The sequence below is a fragment of the Microbacterium aurugineum genome, assembly GCF_023101205.1.
Taxonomy (GTDB): Bacteria; Actinomycetota; Actinomycetes; order Actinomycetales; family Microbacteriaceae; genus Microbacterium; species Microbacterium aurugineum.
The window spans coordinates 3,400,392-3,418,471 of sequence record NZ_CP078078.1 but is presented as its reverse complement, the minus strand read 5'-3'; the positions used below and the strand labels follow the sequence as shown (position 1 = coordinate 3,418,471).

The window sequence follows — 18,080 nt, the reverse complement described above, 5'->3', positions numbered from 1 at the left end:
CCGCTTCCGGCGCCGCCGCTCGCGACCGTTCAGCCGGCCGGGGTCAGCACCAGGGTGTCGACGGTCGCCCCTGTGACGGCCTTCTCGGTGAAGGCCCACGGCGTCTGCACGCCGGCGGCCCAGTCCTCGGTCTGGTCGGTGTAGTTCGCGTGGAAGGCGTGGCCGGACGCCCCGGTGAGGTGGTTCCAGGTCGACGCATCGAAGTCCGAGAGGTCGACGACCATGCGCATCGAGGGCACCGTCGTCGTCGCGTACGAGACGCCGAGCGCCCATCCGGTCGCGTTCACCACGGACGCTCCGCCGCCCACGGGGAACGGGCCCCGGTTGAACAGCGCTTCGATCGGTGCGATGCCGGAGGAGCCGAGGGTGTCGCTCGTGAGGGTGATCGCGTGGAGGTCGCCCCAGTTCCACCGCAGGACGTCTTCACCCTGCAGCGCGGAGAGCTCCTCGTAGGCCTGTTCCGCCGAGAGCTTCAGCATGGAGTCCATCCCGTCGACGCCGAGCGCTGTGTTGGTCCACAGCGGGTCGGACGGGTCCTCGAACAAGTCGGCCACCACCGTGAAGAGCCTGCCCTGTCCGTCGATGGGGAGCGGCTGTTCACGTTCGGCGAAGATGTTCTGCACGAGGTTCGACCAGAGCACGTTGGCATAGGCGGCCGCGGCGGAGGATGCCGAGTTCTGGGCGTCCCATGTCGTCAGCAGTTCCACGGCGTCCTTCGGTCCGGCTCCGCTCACCTCGACGTCGCCCATCACGGTCACGAGGTGCTTGCCGATCCACATCTCGTTGTCCATCTGGATGTCGCGCATGTCCTGGGCGGTCAGCGGAGCGGCCGCCGCGCGTCGTTCGATCAGGTGCGCGATGCGCGCCGCCCGGTACCCGTAGTCCCAGTCGCGGGAGAGGAAGTAGGAGTAGTCATCCGCCACGATCGCGTTGTTCGCGGTCACGATGTACCCCGAGCTGGGGTTGTACGACACCGGCAGTTCCTCGAACGGGATGTACCCGGTCCAGTCGTAGCTGCTGTCCCATCCTGGCTGCGGCATCCACCCGTCGCCGGCGCCCCGGATCGGGAGTCGGCCGGGCGTCTGGTAGCCGATGTTGCCCTCCGTGTCGGCGTAGATCAGGTTCTGGGCCGGCACGTCGAAGAGGGACGCGGCGTAGCGGAAGTCCTCGAAGTCCTGCGCAGTGCCCAGGGCGAAGATCGCGGTCGCTGTCGTGCCCGGGTCGAGGGCGGTCCAGCGCAGGCTGACCGCGTACTCGGCGTCGTCCTCTGCGCCGGGCGCGGGAGTGGTGGCACCACCGGCGTCGAGGGCGGGTGCGGGGTCGTCGGCGATCGCTGTGAAGTCGTCGGTGAGCCCCGAGATGATCGGCCCGTGCACGGTCGAGCGGATGGTCAACTCGATGTCGTCGGAGCCGGCGACCTTGATCGTCTCGGTGCGCTGCTCGAGCGGTACCAGCTTCCCGTCGCGCCAGTACTCGTCGCCGACGACGCGCTCGACGTAGAGGTCGGTGACATCTGTCGTGAGGTTGGTGAAGCCCCAGGCGACCTGGCTGTTGTGCCCGATCACGATGCCGGGCAATCCCGAGAACGAGAAGCCGCTGACGTCGAACGGGCAGTCGTCGTCCACGGTCGAGCAGGTGAGCTGCACCTGGTACCAGACCGAAGGGAGGGAGGCGCCGAGGTGCGGATCATTCGCCAGCAACGGTGCACCGCTCTCGGTGAGGTCGCCGGAGACCACCCAGGAGTTCGAGCCGATCCCCTCGCCCACATCGCCGACGAGTTCGCTCGCCGCCTCGATGACGCTCGACGTCTCGGTCCACTCGATCGTCGTGGTCGCCTGCTGGATCTGGCCCTCGGTCTCGGGGAGCGTGTAGGCGGCGGGCTCCGCGCCGGTGTCGAGAGTCGGCACCGTGGAGATCTTGGGGACGATCACCGGATTCTCGTCGAACGGATAGTCGGGGTAGAGCTGCGCGAGCAGGTCGCCGGTCTCGGTGGTCGTCTCGTCGGCCTCGCTCGACTCGGCGGCGAGGAGCGAGCGCTCGGTCTCGTTCTCGATGTTGCCCCGGAGGTCCCAGGCCATCGCCTTGAGCCAGGCGACCGAGTCGGCGGGTTCCCACGGCTCGGGTGCGTAGTCCGGGTTCTGTATGCCGAGAACTGCATATTCAAGCGACAGCTCCGCTCCGGAGCGGGAAGCGAGGTAGGCGTTGACCCCGTCGGCGTAGGCCTCGTAGTAACCGCGCGTGGTGTCGTCCATCGCCTCGACCTCGGCCTCGGCGACGTCGCGCCAGCCGAGGGTGCGCAGGAACGCATCGGTCGCGGCCTGCGACTCCCCGAACATCTCCGCGACTCGGCCCGCGGTCACGTGGCGGCGGAAGTCCATCTCGAAGAACCGGTCCTGGGCGTGCACGAAGCCCTGGGCATAGAAGAGGTCGTCGGTGGAGTCCGCCGTGATCGTCGGGATGCCGCGGGCGTCTCGCTGCACCGTGACCTCGGCCTGGAGCCCATCGAGCTCCAGTGTGCCGGCTGTCTGCGGGAAGGAGCGTTGGATCGTCCAGGTCACGAAGAACGCCGCGGCCACGGCGACCACGACGACAGCGGCCACCACCAGGAACGCGATGCGTCCGATCCGGACTCCCAGGGAGGGGCGTGCGGGTGCGGCGGATGCCTGTGAATCGGTCGTCATCGTCGAGAACTCTTTCGGGTAGACATGTGGAACTCAGTCCCATAGAGCCCCAGTGCGCGTATCAGGGTCGCGCCTTCGCATCATATCCGGCCGGGCGCTCGTCACGGCGTGTCCCGCGACGAACGCCCGGGATCGTCAGCCGATCAAGCTCGGTTGCAGGTCGCGCAGGGTTCGCCGGTGGGTCATGCGCGTCACCCCGATCATCGCCAGCAGCAGCGCACCGGCGAGCCAGGCTCCGAGGACCACCAGATCCCACCCGGCGCGTGCGTAGTCTCCGCCGTACATGAGCTGCCTCATCGCGTCGACCACGTAGCCCAGGGGGAGGACGTGATGGAGGGCGGCGAGGGGGCCGGGCAGCGTCTGCCAGGGGAACGTCCCTCCCGCGGTGACCAGCTGCAGCACCATCAGCACCAGGCCGAGGAACTGCCCGACCGACCCGAGCCAGACATTGAGGGCGAGGATGATCGCCGCGAAGGTGGCCGAGGCGAACATCATCACGCCGAGGGTGCCGAGCGGGTGGTCGAAGGTGAAGCCGAGGGTGATCGCCAGGATGCCCATGAGCCCGACCATCTGCACGGCGCCCAGCATCGCGGGGGTCAGCCACCCGGCCAGCGTGATGCGGATGGGCGAGTGCAGGGCGGTGATCGCGCGCCGAGAGATCGGCTTCACGATCAGGAACAGTGCGTAGATGCCGATCCACGCGGAGAGCGCGGCGAAGAACGGTGCGAGGCCGGCGCCGTAGTCCTCCGCGGAGGCGACCTTGTCGCTCGACACCTTCACGGGGTCCGCGATCGTGTCGGCCTGCAGTGTCCGCAGCTCCGGTGTCGAGGACGGGATCGCGTCGACACCGGCGGACAGCCCGTCGCGCAGCTCCGTCGTTCCGGATGCGAGCGTCGCGAGCCCGTCCCGCAGTTGGACCGCGCCGGTGTTCGCGGCCGAAGCTCCGGTCGCGACCGTGCCGGCCCCCGATGCGAGATCGGCGGCACCGGACGCCAGGGATGCGGCGCCGTCGGCGAGCTGGTCGACTTTGCCGACCGCGCTCTGCACCTGCGCGTTGCCCTCCTCCAGGCGGGAGCCCAGCGGGTCGAGCGTGGCCAGGACCTGGTCGATCTCCTCCGGGGTGAGACCCCGCTCCGTCAGGGCGTTCGCGATGTCGGTGCGCACCTGCGGGAGGGCGTTGGTCGCCTGCTGGACTGCCGCGCCGGCGCGGTCGGCGACGTCCGCCAACTGGCGGTTGCCCGCACTGACCTGCTGTGCGCCGCTCGCGAGTGTCTGCGCTCCCGCCGCGAGCTGAGCGGTGCCGTCAGCGAGTTTGGCGGTGCCGTCTGCCAGCGTGGAGCTCCCCGTCGCGGCCGTCCCCGCGCCGTCCGCGAGCTGCGTGGCCCCCTCCGTCGCGGTGACGAGGTTGTCACGCACGTCGCTGAGCCCGGTGAGCAGTCGCTCGGCCGCCTGGCTCCCGACCATCTCAGCCACCGAGCTGCGGATCTTCTCGACGGCCTGGGTGCCCATCGATGAGGCGAGATAGTTGTTCGCGTCGTTGGTCTCGAGGACGATCCGTGCTTGGTGGGGGTCCGTGCCGGCGGCGGAGGTCAGCGCGGTGGAGAAGTCCGCCGGAATGGTCACGGTGAAGTCGACGGCACCCGTCCGCAGTGCCTCGGAGGCATCGTCCGCCGTCATCCGCTGCCAGTCGAAGGCGTTGCCCTCGAGGAGGTTCTCGGCCACATCCTCGCCGTAGTTCACGTCTTCGCCGGTCGACGGCTCGGTGCCGCTGGTGGGGGCGGGCGCACCGTCGTCGTCGACGACCAGAGCGACGGGAACCTCGGGGAACTTGGCGTACGGGTCCTGGTTCGCCCAGAGGTAGAGGCCGCCGTAGAGGATCGGCACGCAGATCAGCGCGACCAGGGCGAGGATCCCCATCCTGCTCGCAGTCAGTCGCCGCAGCTCGGCGGCGATCATGGCGGGAACCTTCATCGCCCACCTCCGTTCTCTGTGGGGTCCTCGTGCAGGGGAAGCGGGGTGTCCGCGTCATGGTTCGTGGCGTCCGCCGACACGCCAAATGCAGGACCTTCTGCCCCGTCCGGTCCGACCTCTGGCGTGTCGGCCACCAGTTCTGGTTCTGGTTCTGGTTCGGGTTCGGGTTCGGGTTCGGGTTCGGGTTCGGGGTCGGGTTCGGGGTCTGGCGCGGGGTCGGGTGTGGGTGTGGGAAGTGGCTGGACGGGGCCGGAGGCGTTGATCGCCTCGAACTCGTGCATCCGCTCCAGAGCGACCGCTGCCGAGCCGCCGACGATCACGAGCATCGCGTAGCCACGGTCGGCGAACTCCCCGGCGATGCGCCACCAGCCGTCCGGACGTCCGCCGTGCCGGTCGGGGGAGACGAGGACCAGGCCCTCGACGCCTTCGCGCAACACGGCGAGTTCGCACAGGATGCGTACGCGGGCGGCAGGATCGATGTTCCCGATCGGGACCGAGGCGAGCTCACTGAATCCCAATTGGGCGAGCCAGCGCCGTGCGTGCAGTGGTGTGGCGCCGACGCCGGCGAACATGAGCTCTTCGCCCACGACGCCGGCGAGCGTGATGTCGGGATGTGGATCGCTGACATCCGGGGCATCGACCAGCGCGAGGTGCCGGCGCAGCGCCTTCGGGTCGGCTGTACCGTCGATGCTCACCCGTCCGGTGTCAGGGCGCATGCGGCCGCTCGCGATCAGTCCGAGCACGGTCGGGCGCTGTTCGGTCTCGGCGAGGGCGAAGCGCACGGCACCGGTGTGGAATTCCAACGACGTCGCCGGAAGCGCCTCGCCGCCGCGTCCTTTGCTCACCTCCTGCAGGGCGATCTTCATGCGCGGGCCGTCCGATCTGCGGGAGCGGTGGCGTCGATGTCGGGGTGAGCGGTGAGGAGGTCATCGATCTCACGCCAGGAGAGCCCGGCGATGCTCAGCACGGTGCGCACGGCGACGTCGGCCGCGTCGGAGCTGGTGGCATCCGTGCGCGAGACGACGGTGCGGGCCATCTCCTCGATCAAGCGTGCGAGCGTCGGCGCGGCGAGGTCGGTGCGGAAGCTCCCGTCCTCCTGGCCGCGGCGCACGAGGTCGGCGACGGTGCGACGCAGGGGTGCGAGTGCCGCCGCGGTGTGTTCCACATGCGTCTCATCGAGCGCGAGTGCCGCAGCGAGGTGCACGTGCGCCGCCTCGTGCCAGAGCCGCGCGGCGAGGCGGGCGAGGGTGATCCGGGCATCCTCGTCATAGATCGAGGCGGCGATCGAGTTGAATCGTTGTGCTCCGGTCGAGATGAGCTCGCGGATCAGGGCGTCGCGATCGTCGAAGTGCCCGTAGAGCGTGCGACGGGAGAGGCCCGCGGTGCGTGCGATGACATCGATCGAGGCATACGGGTCGACCGCCAGGGTCGACCGTGCGGCGGCGAGGATGACGGCGCGATTCTCGACGGCGTCGCGACGGGGTGCACGAGTTGTCATCGGTCCAGGATACGATCATGCACAGTAGTGTGCAAGATAGGGGGTGGATTCGAAGTCGGCTCTCAGGATCCCCGCCCCGCGGGCATAGCTCGGCCCCGCGGGGATGGCTCGGACCGGCAGGTATGGCTCGGTCCGGCAGCTATGGCTCGTCCCACATGCATGACTGTTCCCCGGATGCATGAGCGATCCGGATGGACCGGTCATGCATCCGTCGCCGGATCATGCAGGTGCGGCGCAGACCCGTGTGCGTGCTGGGCTCCGCGTCAGGTGGAGTCCGGGTCAGGCGCCCGAGTCAGGAGTCCGGGTCAGGCGCCCGAGGCAGGAGTCCGGGTCAGGCGTCCGGGATCAGTCGGTGCCGGAGTCGAAGGCCGCACCCTCGGAGGCGGAGTCGACGGCATCCGCCAGGGTCTCATCGGCTTCGGAGATCGACCCGTGGACCGACTCGGTGATCTCGCTCGACTCGCCGGCCGTCACGCGACCCACGAGCTCGCCGGTCGCGCCCCCCACGAGGCCGAGTCCCGCGTACTGCTCCAGACGTGCGCGCGAATCGGCGATGTCGAGGTTGCGCATGGTGAGCTGGCCGATGCGGTCGACCGGTCCGAATGCGGCATCGCCGACCCGCTCCATCGACAGCTTCTCCGGACCGTAGGAGAGGTTCGGGGAGACGGTGTCGAGGATGGTCCAGTCGTCTCCGCGGCGCAGACGGATCGTCACGGTGCCCGAGATGGTGAGGCCGACCCAGCGCTGGATCGACTCGCGCAGCATGAGCGACTGCGGCTCCAACCAGCGGCCCTCGTACATGAGGCGACCGAGGCGGCGGCCCTGCTCGTGGTAGGTGGCGAGCGTGTCCTCGTTCAGGATGCCGTTGACCAGGCGCTCGTAGGCGATGAACAGCAGCGACATGCCCGGGGCCTCGTAGATACCGCGGGACTTGGCCTCGATGATGCGGTTCTCGATCTGGTCGCTCATGCCCAGGCCGTGGCGTCCGCCGATGGTGTTCGCCTCCATGACGAGGGCGACCGGGTCGCTGTACTCGACGCCGTTGATCGCGACCGGACGACCGGACTCGAAGGTGACGGTGACGTCTTCGGTCTCGATCGCGACGGAGGGGTCCCAGAACTTCACGCCCATGATCGGGTCGACGGTCTCGAGCGAGACGTCCAGGTGCTCGAGCGTCTTCGCCTCGTGCGTCGCGCCCCAGATGTTGGCGTCGGTCGAGTAGGCCTTCTCGGCGGAGTCGCGGTACGGGAAGTCGCGCGCGACCAGCCAGTCGCTCATCTCCTTGCGGCCGCCCAGCTCGGTGACGAAGTCGGCGTCGAGCCACGGCTTGTAGATGCGCAGACGCGGGTTGGCGAGCAGGCCGTAGCGGTAGAACCGCTCGATGTCGTTGCCCTTGTAAGTGGAGCCATCGCCCCAGATGTCGACGCCGTCCTCCTTCATGGCGCGCACCAGCATGGTGCCGGTGACGGCGCGACCGAGGGGCGTCGTGTTGAAGTAGGTCTTGCCGCCGGAGCGGATGTGGAACGCGCCGCAGGAGAGGGCGACGAAGCCCTCTTCGACCAGGGCGGTCTTGCAGTCGATCAGGCGCGAGGCCTCCGCGCCGTACTCCAGCGCGCGGCCGGGGATCGATTCGATGTCGTCTTCGTCGTACTGGCCGAGGTCGCCCGTGTACGTGAAGGGCACGGCGCCCTTCTCGCGCATCCACGCGACGGCGACGGAGGTGTCGAGTCCTCCGGAGAAGGCGATGCCGACGCGCTCGCCGACGGGCAGGGACTGGAGGACCTTGGACATGGCTCCCAGTCTATCCGCGGGCGGCGTGTCGCCCTGTCCCGCATGACGGTGGGGATGCCACCCTCAGGCGAGGAGGACCTCCACCCGGAGCGCGGCATACGTGCCCAGGGCGCGACGGTCGCACGTGAGGAGCGGGACGGCGGCATCCCGTGCGGCCAGGCCCACGAGTCCGTCGTACACCGAGCCCCCTGCGATGCCCGCCTCGGCGAAGGTGGTGACCGCAGCCGCCGCCGTCGTCGGCGAAAGCGGTGCGGAGGCGGGGAACGACCGGTCGATGATCTCCTGCGCGCGACCGGGGCTGACGCGGGCGGCGCCCGGCAGGCGCGTCAGCACCGAGTACGTCTCGGCGGCCGCGTGCCCGGCGAGCCCGATGACGCGACCGTGGGTGAGTTCGAGCATCCGTTCGTGTGCCGGGTGCCGGTCATGGACCAGCGCGATCGCGGCACTGGTGTCGAGGAGGAGATCAGCGCTGATCGGCAAGTCGGAGCTCCCGGATCTCGTCCACGGTGAGTGTCGGGCCGCCTGTGATGACGAGACGACCATCCTTCTCGATGAGGTTGTCCGGAGCGTCGATCTCGATCCGGATGGCGTTGCCGTCGAGGAGGAGATCGACCGGGCCGGGGATCAATCCGACGCGCTCACGGAGCGCGGCCGGGATCACGATCCGCCCTGCCTTGTCCATGGTTGCTCTCATGCCATGACCGTACCATTCGAATGGTGGCAAACGAGTGCTTCATATCGGCGGCGGACGCGCAGGCAGCGTCGATACAGTGCTCGCATGCAGAGAGCGCGGTTCCGTGGACTGTGGTGGTTCGTCGCAGGAGGCGTGATCCTCGCAGTGCTTCTCGTCGTGGCGTTTCAGAGCTTCCGCGGATCGACGCTCGCGCGGCAGGACATGGGCGCGCATCTGACTTTCCCGGCGACGTATCACGGCTTCGAAGAGGGCCCCGGAACACACCGGGTTCACTCTCCATGAAGACGGCGTCGCTGAGGTGTCGGCGCTGATGCTGGGGTCGGACGAGCGGACGCTCGATGACGGGCGCGTGTGTCTCGACGGAGACGTGATCCCGGTCGCGGGGAAGGCGAGGTGGCGGACGGACGATGCAGGCGGGGTCATCATCGGGGCGGGCGAACGGCACACGCGCTTCCAGCAGGACGATCCGTTGCTCCTGGGCGGGGGCTGGGGGAAGGTGTACGTCCTGACTCCGTGCACCGAGGAATACACCGCGACGTTCGTCACCCCGAACGCGAACTACTCCGACTGAGTGACGTCCTCGGCCTCCGGAGGCGAAAACGGAGGAGTGGCGGGCGCGGGGCGGCGTGTCGAGGCGCGACTCGCCGACGGACGCACGACACGTCTCCGTTTTGGCCGAAGTCGGAGCGGCGGGGAGGCCCCAGAGGTGCAAGAGTGGGCCGACGGAGGTCGGACATGGCGGACATGGGTGGAGCAATCCTGTGGGGTGCGGTCGCGGCGGCACCGCTGTTCATCGGTGCGGTGCTCGCGCTGCTCCGGAAGTGGCCGCCGCGGTGGCTCGGTATCGTCCTGGGCTTCGGCGCGGGCGCGCTGATGGCGTCGATCGCGTTCGAGCTCTGGGAGGAGGGGCTGGATCTCGCCGGCCCCATCCCCCTGGTGATCGGTGTCGCGGCCGGAGCGATCAGCTACTACATCGCCGATCGCATCCTCGACGCCCGTGCCGCGAAGACCAAGGCCGAGGCGGGCGGCGGCCAGCTCGCGGTCGGAGCGCTGCTCGACGGCATCCCGGAGCAGCTCGTGCTCGGGATCGGCCTCGCCTCGGGGGAGCCGGTCAGCATCGCGCTCGTGGTCGCCATCCTGGTGTCGAACCTTCCCGAATCGATCGGCTCGGCCGCTGACCTGCTCGAAGGCGGGATGGCGAAGTCTCGGGTGCTCCTGCTGTGGGCGGGCGTCGCCGTGATCTGCGCGCTCGCGACGGTTGCCGGATTCGGGCTGGCGAGCGTGACCGGGGATGACTTCCGCTCGGCGGCGAGCGGCTTCGCGGCCGGTGCGCTGTTGGTGATGCTCGTGGACTCGATGATCCCCGAGGCGCAGTCGAAGGCGAAGGAGTCCACGGGCCTCGCGACCGTGCTGGGGTTCGCGCTCGCCGCAGGGCTGGCCCTGGCGAGCTGACGACGCGCGGCGAACACCCCGCCGCCGGCGATCAGGTCTCTCCGTGCTCCTGGTCTCGACGGACGATGCGCCCCGTGATGTGCTCGATGTGGAACGCCAGGGGGAGGTCCCGTTCGCTCCCGGCCCACGGGGTCACGCGAGCTCCGGCGCCGGCCGCCTTCTCCTCGGGCACCCGGGACAGCGGCCCGTGCATCAGGACGCTCCAGGCGGTGCTGCCGAGGGGGTCGTGATAGTCCACCTCGAACGAGACGTCCGCCGGCTCGTGCGTCAGCTCGGCCAGCAGTCCCTCGGGCGCGGTGCGGAGAAGCAGGTCGTGGCCGGAGACGACGTAGTTCACGGGCAGGATCTGCACGCGGCCGTCGTGCACGAAACCGATGCGGCCGATCGTGGTGGTGCGCAGCAACTCGGCGGACTGCTGTTCATCGAGAACTCGGATCATCCGCGCCTTCCTTTCCCTGTGGCGCCAGGCTATCCACGGGGGGAAGCGTGTTCAAGGGACACCTCCACCGGGGAGGGGAGGCACCCGCCACCCGGCGGACGGAATGCGTCGGATCGGCCTCGGGTGGCGGGTTATCCTCGGGTTTCGCGTGCGCGAGTCTGGCGAGACGCCGCCGCGACGGCGGCCGAGGACAAAGGAGTTCTGATGACGGACACGACCCTGGCACGACCGCCCTTCGATCCCGAGCTCGAAGCCGCGCTCGCCCTCGTCGGCGACCAGCTGCCACCCACGCTGACGCCCGAGATGATCCCGCTGCTCCGGCAGTCGCCCGTGAGCGGGGATGAGGAGATCTTCGCGGCGCTCGCGGAGCGGGGCTTCACGCGGCGGGACGTCACGATCGCCGGACACGAGGGCGATGAGATCGTCGTCTCCGTGATCGAGAAGGAAGGACGCACGGGCACCGGCCCCGGGTTCTTCCACACGCACGGCGGCGGCATGATCATCGGCAACCGCTGGCTCGGCGTGGTCGGATTCCTCGACTGGGCGGAGCGATTCAACGGAGTCATCGTCACGGTCGAATACCGACTCGCTCCGGAGTTCCCCGACCCCTATCCCGTCGAGGACTGCTACGCGGGGCTGCGGTGGACCGCGGAGCACGCCGACGAGCTCGGCATCGACACGTCGCGGCTGCTGATCGGTGGCGGCAGCGCCGGGGGCGGGCTGGCGGCGGGCACCGCCCTCCTCGCCCGTGACCGGAAGGGTCCTGAGCTGATCGGTCAGCTGCTCATCTACCCGATGCTCGACGATCGTGATGCGTCGGTGTCGACGCATCAGATCGATGGGATCGGCGTCTGGGACCGCGGCTCGAACGTCACCGGATGGTCGGCGCTCCTCGGCGACCGCAAGGGCACGGACGACGTGTCGATCTACGCGGCACCCGCCCGCGCCACCGACCTCTCCGGCCTCCCGCCCGCGTTCATCGACTGCGGCAGCGCCGAGGTGTTCCGCGACGAGGACGTCGCGTACGCCACGAAGCTGTGGGAAGCCGGCGTCCAGGCCGAACTGCACGTCTGGGCCGGAGGGTTCCACGGCTTCGACATGTTCGCCCCGCACGCCGCCGTCGCGCAGGCCATGCTCGCGGCCCGCGACAACTGGGTGAACCGCCTGCTCTCCTGAGTCCGGATTCCGTGCCCGGACCCCTCCCGTCGCACTCCCTGCCCGTTTCCGGCCCTCGGGGCGGCAGAGAGTGCGACGGGAGCACGGCACGTCGACCCCGTAGGGTGGAATCCCCGCGCGATGGAGCCCGACATGCAAGACCTGCTGGGGCGGCTCACCGCCCTCGACCCGGATGCCAGCGAGACGCTCAAGGTCGTCACGTACTTCGACGCCCTCGTGGCCCGTTCCGTCGGCGTCGAGAGCATGCTGCGGGGTGCCGCGGTGCTCAGCGGCGCGACCGCGGGACACCGCGACGGCCGGCAGATCGTGCGCGTGCGCGCGGACGGGGTGCGCATCGACCCCATCGAGCCGTCGCCCGCCTGGCTCATCCGGGAGAGCGGCCCGGACGCCGTCGCCTGGATCGAGCGCGACGGCGATCCCCACACCAACGACGCGATGATCCTGGAACGGCTCAGCCTCGCGCTCGGCATCATCCGGGCACGTCGCGCGGTGGGACCGGAGAGCGCCGTCGAACTGGCGATCAGCTCCTACGCCGGCGCCGATGAGAGGGCCGCCGCACTGCCGCGCCTTCGTCTCACCGACGAGACACTGCGGATGGTCGCCTCTCCTCCTGACCCGGCACCCCTGCCGCAGCATCCGTCCGCCGTGGTCGCCACCCGGCACGGACTCACGCGGGCGACGATCCTGGATGCCTCCACCGAGGCGCGGGACGCCTGGCCCGACGGTGCGGAGCTGCGGCTGGGTCTCGGGGTCGCCGGCACGGGAGAGCAGCTTCCGCGATCGTGGTCTTCCGCTCTGGTGGCAGTCCGGCTCACCGATCCCGCGGAACCGGTCGTCGATGCCGCCGACCTCGGAGGGCTCCTGCTCGTCGCGGAGGCCGCGGACGCCGGCCCCCTCCACCCGGATGCGGCCGCGCTCGCCGCGCTCGACGACCGAAGCCGCGAACTGCTCGACGCCGTCATCGAGGAGCAGAGCGTGCGGGCGGCGGCGGTGCGCCTGGGAAGACACCACTCCAGCGTGCAGGAGCGGATGGCGGCGCTCGTGGTGATTCTTGGCTACGACCCGCGGACCTCCCGCGGACACGCCCGCTACGTGCTCGCCCGGATGCTGCTGACCCTCAGCGCCTGAGGACCCTGCGCCTCGGCTACTCGTAGCCCGGGTAGTCCTGCAGCCGCGTCTCGAACTCCTCGCGATCGGCGTCGCTGAGCACCCCACTCGCGAGCACGAACAGCTGAAGGCCCTCGAGCGGCTCCCCGGTGCGGGCCTGCTGCGCCTTGCGTGCCGCGAGGAATCCGCCGTCCTGATCGTTCGAGAGGTCGTGGATGTCGGCGTAGAAGCGCAGCGGATCCGGGTAGTTCTCGGTGTAGTACTCCCACGTGTGCTGCGAGCGGGGGTCGTCGCTGCCGTACAGCTTCGTGATCATCCCCGGGTCGATGCCGGAGATGGCGGGGTCGTTGAACGAGTACAGCTCCCACAGCCCGTGTTCGATGACCACCTCGTTGATGACGGCCATCACCGCGTACTTGCGATCGTCGTCCTGGATCGGCTGCTCGGTGGCCCAGCCCTGAGAGGTGTACTCCACCAGCATCGACTCCCCGCCGTACCCGTTGCGCTCCGGCCGCAGGTCTTCGTCGCCCACCGCGACCCAGGTGTACCCGAACTCGTCGGTGAGCCGCGCACGGATGTCGGCGAAGAGCGACTCCGACTGTGCCCGCACGTCTTCCAGGGACTGCTGTGCAAGCGTCTGCTGCGGATCCGTGCCCTTGATCCCGGGATACGCCTCCGCGTGCTTCTGCTCGGCGGACTTCATGCCCTCGTAGTTGCCGGAGGCCGACGTCTGCAGGGCGCTCATCCCGCCGACGGTGGCGACGTTGAACAGGATCGTGACGACCAGGGCGATCGCCCCCAGCAGGCGTCCCCGCGGTGAGAGCAGAGCGGCGATGACCGTGGCGACCACGACGAGCTGAGCGGTCACCATCGTGACGCTGTAGAGGATGTCGGTGCTGCCGGCCAGCAGTGTGCCCAGCAGCGTCAGGGCGAACAGGACCGCCACGGTGAGGGCCGTCCACCCGAGAGCGTTGGCGGGCTTCTTCGGCTCCTCCTCGACGGAGACGGAGACCGCGGCAGGGGGGGAGGGCACGAAGGCCTCGCGGCGTGCGCCGCGGTACCCGCCGGGAGGGGGGACCGGGGGCGCACCTTCGGTCCCCGCGAGGTAGCGGGCCCTCTGCTTCTCGTGATCCATCACCACGGCTTTTCCGTTCCCGACCCGCCGGGATCCTCGCCCAGCTGCTGGTCGCGCTCCTGGGTGCCCTGCTCGAGCTTGTCCTGAAGATCCTGGAGCTTGTCCTCGGACGGCTGCTCGTCCTCGTTCGGCTGCGGAGGCGGGGGCTGCTGCTGATCCTGCTCCTGCTGCTTCTGCTTCAGGCGGTCCTCGGTGCTGTCGAGCGTGTCGGACATGTCGCGCTGAGGATCGGACGACTGCTCCTGCGCCTCCTCGCTGTGACACTCCTCCGGCGTCTCGGCGGTGATCGCCAGGGCTTCACCGTAGAGCTGGGCCGCGGTCGCGCCATCGCCGCCGGCGCGTGCGGCGTCGCCCATGCGCTCGACGACGAGAGCCAGGTTGATCCGCACCCCGCACACTTCGAGCCCGGTGGCCAGGCGGAGCGCCTCTTCGAGCTCCGCCCTCGCCTGCGGCAGCTGTTCGGCCGCTCCGAGCGCCGTGCCGATGTTGAAGGGGGCCTTGTACGGCTCGAACCAGTTGAGGAAGCTCTGTCCGCGCGCCGCCGCCTCCGAGCCCGCGAAGTCGTCGACCACGTAGGCGGTGATCGCCTGGTGCGCGAACGCGTACATGCTCAGCAGCTTGCCCACGAAGAACAGCGCGGCGAGAGTGAGCGGAAGGGTGCCGATGGCGACCCATCGACGGACGCGGCGGCGTCGCCGATTCGACCGCAGGAGTGCGGCGGCGGCATCGTTCGTCATCGTCACGAGGTGCCTCCCGGTTGCCGGAGGGATTCCCGGGGCGCGCGCAGTCGCCGCAGCTGCGCGATCAGCATCGTGGCGCGGGCGAGCTCGACGCCGAGGATGAGGAGGATGACGAGCGCCGCGACCCAGTACAACTCGATGGCGTTGCCGACCTCTCCGGACTCGGCGTAGTCGGTCGTCGTCGACGGCGCCTCGGGCAGTACGGCTTCGGCGTCCGCGGTCCGACGCTGGTAGTCCACCCCGAGCTGGTCGGCGATCCTCTCCAGGTTCCCTTCGTCGATCACGGAGAGGGCGTCGGACCCCTGGTATTGGATATAGCCGGTCCCGCTGTCCGAGAGATCCCCCGTGGTGATGCGCATCGGTCCGCCCTCGGTCGTGCCGTAGCCGAAGACGCCGCCCGCATCGGTGTACTTCTCGCTCGCGCTGAACGATTCCGGCGGGGTGTCGACGGTCTGCTCGCCGTCACCGAAGTAGAAGACCATCCGCGACCGGTCGGGTGAGGATTGGGCCGCCGAGGTGAGTGTCTCCGCGAGCAGCGGCGCGGCGATGCCGATCGAACTCCCGCGCGACTGGCTGGTGACCTCGGGGCGCAGCACGTCCAGCGAACCCAGGAGGGCCGTCGTGTCGGTGGTGAGGGGCATCCGCAACTCGGCGGCGGCATCCGAGGTGATCAGGGCGAAGCGCGCGCCCGGGTACTCCTCGACCAGCGCGCGCACGTCGTCGCGGATGCCGTCGAGTCGAGGTTCCCCGTCGCCCCAGTCCTCGGCGACGATGCTCGCCGTGGTGTCGATGACGAGCACGATGTCGGTGTCGGTCGCGAGCGTCTGGGTGGCGCCGCCCGGGATGCCGGGGCGCAGCAGCATCACGACGCAGGCGAGCACCAGCACCAGGCGCATGGCCCACAGGGCGCGGTGTCCGGCGAGGGAGCCCGGTGCGGACGAGGCAGCCGCCGTCGCCTTCGCCGGTCGCACCAGGATCCACACGACCAGGGCGATGATCGGGAGGCAGATCAGGGCGATCAGCAACGGAGCGAGTACGGGATGGAAGATCACAGTCGCACCCTCCACAGCACCACGACGAAGGCGAGGAGGCAGATCGAGAGCAGAGCGATCCAGAGGTCCGGGGTGTCGGTCCAGACCACCTGCGCCTCTCCCCTCAGCTCGGTGGCCTCCTGCTCCTGCACCTGGGTGACGATATCGGAGACGGTCGTCGTGTCGCGCAGGCCGAATGCGGCGCCACCGGTGGCTTCGGCGGCGGCCGTGAGCTCCGCGCTCACCGCCGCGTCCTTGCCCTGCACCGGGTTCAGGGCGAACACGCGCACGCCCTTCGACGCCGCGTAGGCAGCCGCTTCGTCGAGCGTGACGATCGAGGCGCCGTTGATCTCGTTGTCGGTGGCGAAGATCACCGAGCGCGAGCGGTCATCGTCCGGGTGGTCGAAGCCCATCGTGCAGGCGGCGAGGCCGTCGCCGATCAGCGAGGCGCCGTCGCCGTTGAGTGTGCCGAGCCAGTGCTCCGGGACCTGGTCGCCGTAGTCGAAGCTCCGGGTCATGCTCTCGAGGTGCTCGCGGATGAAGTCGTAGTCGTCGGTGAGCGGGAAGATCTGCACCGGTGAGCTGTTGAAGATCGTCAGCCCGATCCGCTCACCTTCGAAGCCGTCCAGCAGCTCGTCGAACACGGTCAGCACTTCGACGTCGACCTCGGTCATGGATCCGGAGACATCGAGGCACAGCATGATGTCGCGGCTCGTGTTGACCGGTTGGACGGTCTGCGCCGACATCGGTCGGGCGGACACCACCCCCGCCACGAGCGCCGTGACCGCGCCCAGGGCGAGGATGCCCGAGAGCGCCACCGCCCGCCGCGCCAGCGCCTGACGGAAGGTGGGCAGCGTGCGGAGCCGTTCGGCGCGGGCGATCCGGGCCGTGTCCGCCGCGCGACCACGGCTGCTCCGGCGCAGACCGAGGACGAGGCCGATCGCCACCGCGATCAGCACGACCGCCGCGGCGGCGAAGAGCACCCAGGGATTCGCTAGTGCCATGAGCGCACCACCGTCCGGGCGGCCTCGGCACCGGCGACCGGATCGATCGCGGGTCCCTGCCGGAAGATGCTCGGGTAGTAGTGCCTGCCCATCGCATCGATGAGCGCGGGATGGACGCCCCGTGCCACGAGGTCATCGAGCGCGAGGACGGGAGCCTCCAAGCCGCTGTACTCGTTGACGAACGCCCGCACGACGCGGCTGAGCTCGAGGTTCGCCTGCCGCGAGGAGAGGCGGCGCTCGCGGTAGTCGGTCTCGATCTGCTGGATGCGCGTCAGGTACTCGGTGCGCAGCTGCGAGAGCACGTCGACGATCAGGGGTGCCTGTCCGGCATTCTGCTCGCCGACGGACAGGGTGCGCCGGGGGCGCGTGAGGAGGATCAGGAGCCAGGCCCCCGCGATCAGCAGGAGCAGGATGCCGATCGCGAGCAGCATCCATCCCCAGCCGTACTGTGCGGGCGGGTAGAGCTCGTCAGAGCCGGGCATTCGACCTCCGATTCAGCAGCTGCAGGAGCTGCGTGACGGCGTCGTCCTGTCCGTCCAGGAAGGCGTGGCTGATCTCCATCCGCGTGAGGAGCTCGGCGAGGTGCGCGGCGTCGGCGTCGCGCTGTGCGGTCAGCTCTCGCACGATGCCACGGTCGCCCTGCACGAAGTCCGGCACCTGCCAGCGGCTGTCCACGTCGCTGCGGATCCGCCCGGTCGCGTGGTCGAGCACGGGGTCGGCGTCGCGCAGGGTGAGCCACAGGACGTCGTGCTGCACGCGCAGGCGCCGCAGCATCCGCTCGGTCTCGCTCGTCACGGGGGCCTCATCGGTGACGACGACCACGATCATCCGGCGCGAGATCGTGCGCGTGATGAACGACAGCAGTGCATCCCGGTCGCTCGGTGCCGAGCTCTCGTCGATCGCGCGGTCGATAGTGCGCAGGGCATGTTCGAGCGCCCCCTCGCTGCGGCCCGGCGCGAGCCGACGCACCTTCGCGGAGTCGCCGTAGACCGTGGTGAAATCGTCGCCGTGGCGCAGCGTCAGCACGCCGAGCATCCCCGTGGCGAGGATCGCCAGCTCCTTCTTCGAGCGTTCGTCGGCGGCGAGGGCCGACATCGAGCGGCCGGTGTCGACGGCGAACAACACGGTGTGCATCCGTGTGGCGCGCGAGCGCTTGACCAGGGGAGTGCCCAGCCGCGCGGTCGCCCGCCAGTCGATGTCGCGCACCTGATCGCCGTACTCGTACTTGCGCAGGTCTTCGAAGTCGAGGCTCCGCCCGTGCAGCAGCGACGCGTAGGCGCCGTCCAGCGCGTGCAGCGACTTGCGCGTCGAGTGGATGAAGAGCTTGCTCTTCACCTGCGTGATCAGGCTGGCCATGAACG

At 69.5% G+C, this 18,080-nt stretch carries 18 protein-coding genes; 4 read left to right on the top strand and 14 right to left on the bottom strand.

Annotated elements, in window-relative coordinates; all coding sequences use genetic code 11:
- Positions 1–29 precede the first annotated feature (29 nt).
- The 7 genes from KV397_RS16395 to KV397_RS16365 form a co-directional block, all read right to left on the bottom strand.
- Entirely contained in the window at positions 30–2,681 is a 2,652-nt protein-coding gene (locus tag KV397_RS16395) for a penicillin acylase family protein (RefSeq protein WP_261811767.1), read from the bottom strand.
- A 135-nt stretch (positions 2,682–2,816) separates the two neighbouring features.
- Entirely contained in the window at positions 2,817–4,652 is a 1,836-nt protein-coding gene (locus KV397_RS16390) for a YhgE/Pip family protein (RefSeq protein ID WP_261811766.1), read from the bottom strand.
- On the bottom strand, positions 4,649–5,518 hold the full coding sequence (locus KV397_RS16385; RefSeq protein ID WP_261811765.1) for a hypothetical protein: 870 nt from the start codon (positions 5,516–5,518) through the stop codon (positions 4,649–4,651). The genes KV397_RS16390 and KV397_RS16385 overlap by 4 nt, the downstream gene beginning before the upstream one ends.
- Positions 5,515–6,150 carry a TetR/AcrR family transcriptional regulator gene (locus KV397_RS16380; protein WP_261811764.1) on the bottom strand — a complete coding sequence of 212 codons (636 nt, stop codon included), beginning with the start codon at positions 6,148–6,150 and terminating at the stop codon, positions 5,515–5,517. Before KV397_RS16380 ends, KV397_RS16385 begins: the two co-directional genes overlap by 4 nt.
- Before the next feature lie 345 nt (positions 6,151–6,495).
- Positions 6,496–7,941 (bottom strand): argininosuccinate synthase, encoded by a 1,446-nt coding sequence (gene argG / locus KV397_RS16375; RefSeq protein ID WP_131491599.1) that lies wholly within the window; start codon positions 7,939–7,941, stop codon positions 6,496–6,498.
- 63 nt (positions 7,942–8,004) lie between these two features.
- Positions 8,005–8,421 carry a PIN domain-containing protein gene (locus KV397_RS16370; protein ID WP_261811763.1) on the bottom strand — a complete coding sequence of 139 codons (417 nt, stop codon included), beginning with the start codon at positions 8,419–8,421 and terminating at the stop codon, positions 8,005–8,007.
- Positions 8,405–8,635 (bottom strand): AbrB/MazE/SpoVT family DNA-binding domain-containing protein, encoded by a 231-nt coding sequence (locus KV397_RS16365; protein ID WP_261811762.1) that lies wholly within the window; start codon positions 8,633–8,635, stop codon positions 8,405–8,407. The genes KV397_RS16370 and KV397_RS16365 overlap by 17 nt, the downstream gene beginning before the upstream one ends.
- 310 nt (positions 8,636–8,945) lie before the next feature.
- Here KV397_RS16365 and KV397_RS16360 point away from each other — a divergent pair, with 310 nt between their 5' ends.
- The gene (locus tag KV397_RS16360; RefSeq protein WP_261811761.1) at positions 8,946–9,206 is read left to right on the top strand and encodes a hypothetical protein; all 261 of its coding nucleotides are present in this window, start codon (positions 8,946–8,948) and stop codon (positions 9,204–9,206) included.
- 164 nt (positions 9,207–9,370) lie between these two features.
- Positions 9,371–10,087 (top strand): ZIP family metal transporter, encoded by a 717-nt coding sequence (locus KV397_RS16355; protein WP_227991905.1) that lies wholly within the window; start codon positions 9,371–9,373, stop codon positions 10,085–10,087.
- A gap of 31 nt (positions 10,088–10,118) precedes the next feature.
- Here KV397_RS16355 and KV397_RS16350 read toward each other — a convergent pair whose 3' ends face one another.
- Entirely contained in the window at positions 10,119–10,526 is a 408-nt protein-coding gene (locus tag KV397_RS16350; RefSeq protein ID WP_153243276.1) for a pyridoxamine 5'-phosphate oxidase family protein, read from the bottom strand.
- 204 nt (positions 10,527–10,730) lie between these two features.
- Between KV397_RS16350 and KV397_RS16345 the strand changes: the two genes are divergently transcribed.
- The gene (locus KV397_RS16345; protein WP_153243277.1) at positions 10,731–11,702 is read left to right on the top strand and encodes an alpha/beta hydrolase; all 972 of its coding nucleotides are present in this window, start codon (positions 10,731–10,733) and stop codon (positions 11,700–11,702) included.
- A 132-nt stretch (positions 11,703–11,834) separates the two neighbouring features.
- Positions 11,835–12,830, top strand: coding sequence for a hypothetical protein (locus KV397_RS16340; protein ID WP_261811760.1), 996 nt, complete (start codon positions 11,835–11,837; stop codon positions 12,828–12,830).
- Positions 12,831–12,846: 16 nt separating this feature from the next.
- Here the strand turns inward: KV397_RS16340 and KV397_RS16335 are convergent, their stop codons facing one another.
- From KV397_RS16335 to KV397_RS16310, 6 genes are read right to left on the bottom strand one after another with little or no spacing between them, the layout of a single operon-like run.
- The gene (locus tag KV397_RS16335) at positions 12,847–13,944 is read right to left on the bottom strand and encodes a hypothetical protein (protein WP_153243279.1); all 1,098 of its coding nucleotides are present in this window, start codon (positions 13,942–13,944) and stop codon (positions 12,847–12,849) included.
- Positions 13,944–14,681 carry a hypothetical protein gene (locus tag KV397_RS16330; RefSeq protein WP_261812679.1) on the bottom strand — a complete coding sequence of 246 codons (738 nt, stop codon included), beginning with the start codon at positions 14,679–14,681 and terminating at the stop codon, positions 13,944–13,946. Before KV397_RS16330 ends, KV397_RS16335 begins: the two co-directional genes overlap by 1 nt.
- A gap of 2 nt (positions 14,682–14,683) precedes the next feature.
- Positions 14,684–15,736 carry a VWA domain-containing protein gene (locus KV397_RS16325; protein ID WP_261811759.1) on the bottom strand — a complete coding sequence of 351 codons (1,053 nt, stop codon included), beginning with the start codon at positions 15,734–15,736 and terminating at the stop codon, positions 14,684–14,686.
- Entirely contained in the window at positions 15,733–16,719 is a 987-nt protein-coding gene (locus KV397_RS16320; RefSeq protein ID WP_244093553.1) for a VWA domain-containing protein, read from the bottom strand. The genes KV397_RS16325 and KV397_RS16320 overlap by 4 nt, the downstream gene beginning before the upstream one ends.
- On the bottom strand, positions 16,710–17,201 hold the full coding sequence (locus KV397_RS16315) for a hypothetical protein (protein ID WP_261811758.1): 492 nt from the start codon (positions 17,199–17,201) through the stop codon (positions 16,710–16,712). Before KV397_RS16315 ends, KV397_RS16320 begins: the two co-directional genes overlap by 10 nt.
- Positions 17,188–18,075 (bottom strand): DUF58 domain-containing protein, encoded by an 888-nt coding sequence (locus KV397_RS16310; RefSeq protein WP_261811757.1) that lies wholly within the window; start codon positions 18,073–18,075, stop codon positions 17,188–17,190. The genes KV397_RS16315 and KV397_RS16310 overlap by 14 nt, the downstream gene beginning before the upstream one ends.
- Positions 18,076–18,080 lie beyond the last annotated feature (5 nt).

What these genes read in the sequence shown, in the direction of transcription:
- KV397_RS16395 (WP_261811767.1), bottom strand. Translation starts at nt 2,681, where the DNA reads ATGACGACCGATTCACAGGCATCCGCCGCACCCGCACGCCCCTCCCTG.
- KV397_RS16390 (WP_261811766.1), bottom strand. Translation starts at nt 4,652, where the DNA reads ATGAAGGTTCCCGCCATGATCGCCGCCGAGCTGCGGCGACTGACTGCG.
- KV397_RS16385 (WP_261811765.1), bottom strand. Translation starts at nt 5,518, where the DNA reads ATGAAGATCGCCCTGCAGGAGGTGAGCAAAGGACGCGGCGGCGAGGCG.
- KV397_RS16380 (WP_261811764.1), bottom strand. Translation starts at nt 6,150, where the DNA reads ATGACAACTCGTGCACCCCGTCGCGACGCCGTCGAGAATCGCGCCGTC.
- argG (WP_131491599.1), bottom strand. Translation starts at nt 7,941, where the DNA reads ATGTCCAAGGTCCTCCAGTCCCTGCCCGTCGGCGAGCGCGTCGGCATC.
- KV397_RS16365 (WP_261811762.1), bottom strand. Translation starts at nt 8,635, where the DNA reads ATGAGAGCAACCATGGACAAGGCAGGGCGGATCGTGATCCCGGCCGCG.
- KV397_RS16360 (WP_261811761.1), top strand. Translation starts at nt 8,946, where the DNA reads ATGCTGGGGTCGGACGAGCGGACGCTCGATGACGGGCGCGTGTGTCTC.
- KV397_RS16355 (WP_227991905.1), top strand. Translation starts at nt 9,371, where the DNA reads ATGGCGGACATGGGTGGAGCAATCCTGTGGGGTGCGGTCGCGGCGGCA.
- KV397_RS16350 (WP_153243276.1), bottom strand. Translation starts at nt 10,526, where the DNA reads ATGATCCGAGTTCTCGATGAACAGCAGTCCGCCGAGTTGCTGCGCACC.
- KV397_RS16345 (WP_153243277.1), top strand. Translation starts at nt 10,731, where the DNA reads ATGACGGACACGACCCTGGCACGACCGCCCTTCGATCCCGAGCTCGAA.
- KV397_RS16340 (WP_261811760.1), top strand. Translation starts at nt 11,835, where the DNA reads ATGCAAGACCTGCTGGGGCGGCTCACCGCCCTCGACCCGGATGCCAGC.
- KV397_RS16335 (WP_153243279.1), bottom strand. Translation starts at nt 13,944, where the DNA reads ATGGATCACGAGAAGCAGAGGGCCCGCTACCTCGCGGGGACCGAAGGT.
- KV397_RS16330 (WP_261812679.1), bottom strand. Translation starts at nt 14,681, where the DNA reads ATGACGAACGATGCCGCCGCCGCACTCCTGCGGTCGAATCGGCGACGC.
- KV397_RS16320 (WP_244093553.1), bottom strand. Translation starts at nt 16,719, where the DNA reads ATGGCACTAGCGAATCCCTGGGTGCTCTTCGCCGCCGCGGCGGTCGTG.
- KV397_RS16315 (WP_261811758.1), bottom strand. Translation starts at nt 17,201, where the DNA reads ATGCCCGGCTCTGACGAGCTCTACCCGCCCGCACAGTACGGCTGGGGA.
- KV397_RS16310 (WP_261811757.1), bottom strand. Translation starts at nt 18,075, where the DNA reads ATGGCCAGCCTGATCACGCAGGTGAAGAGCAAGCTCTTCATCCACTCG.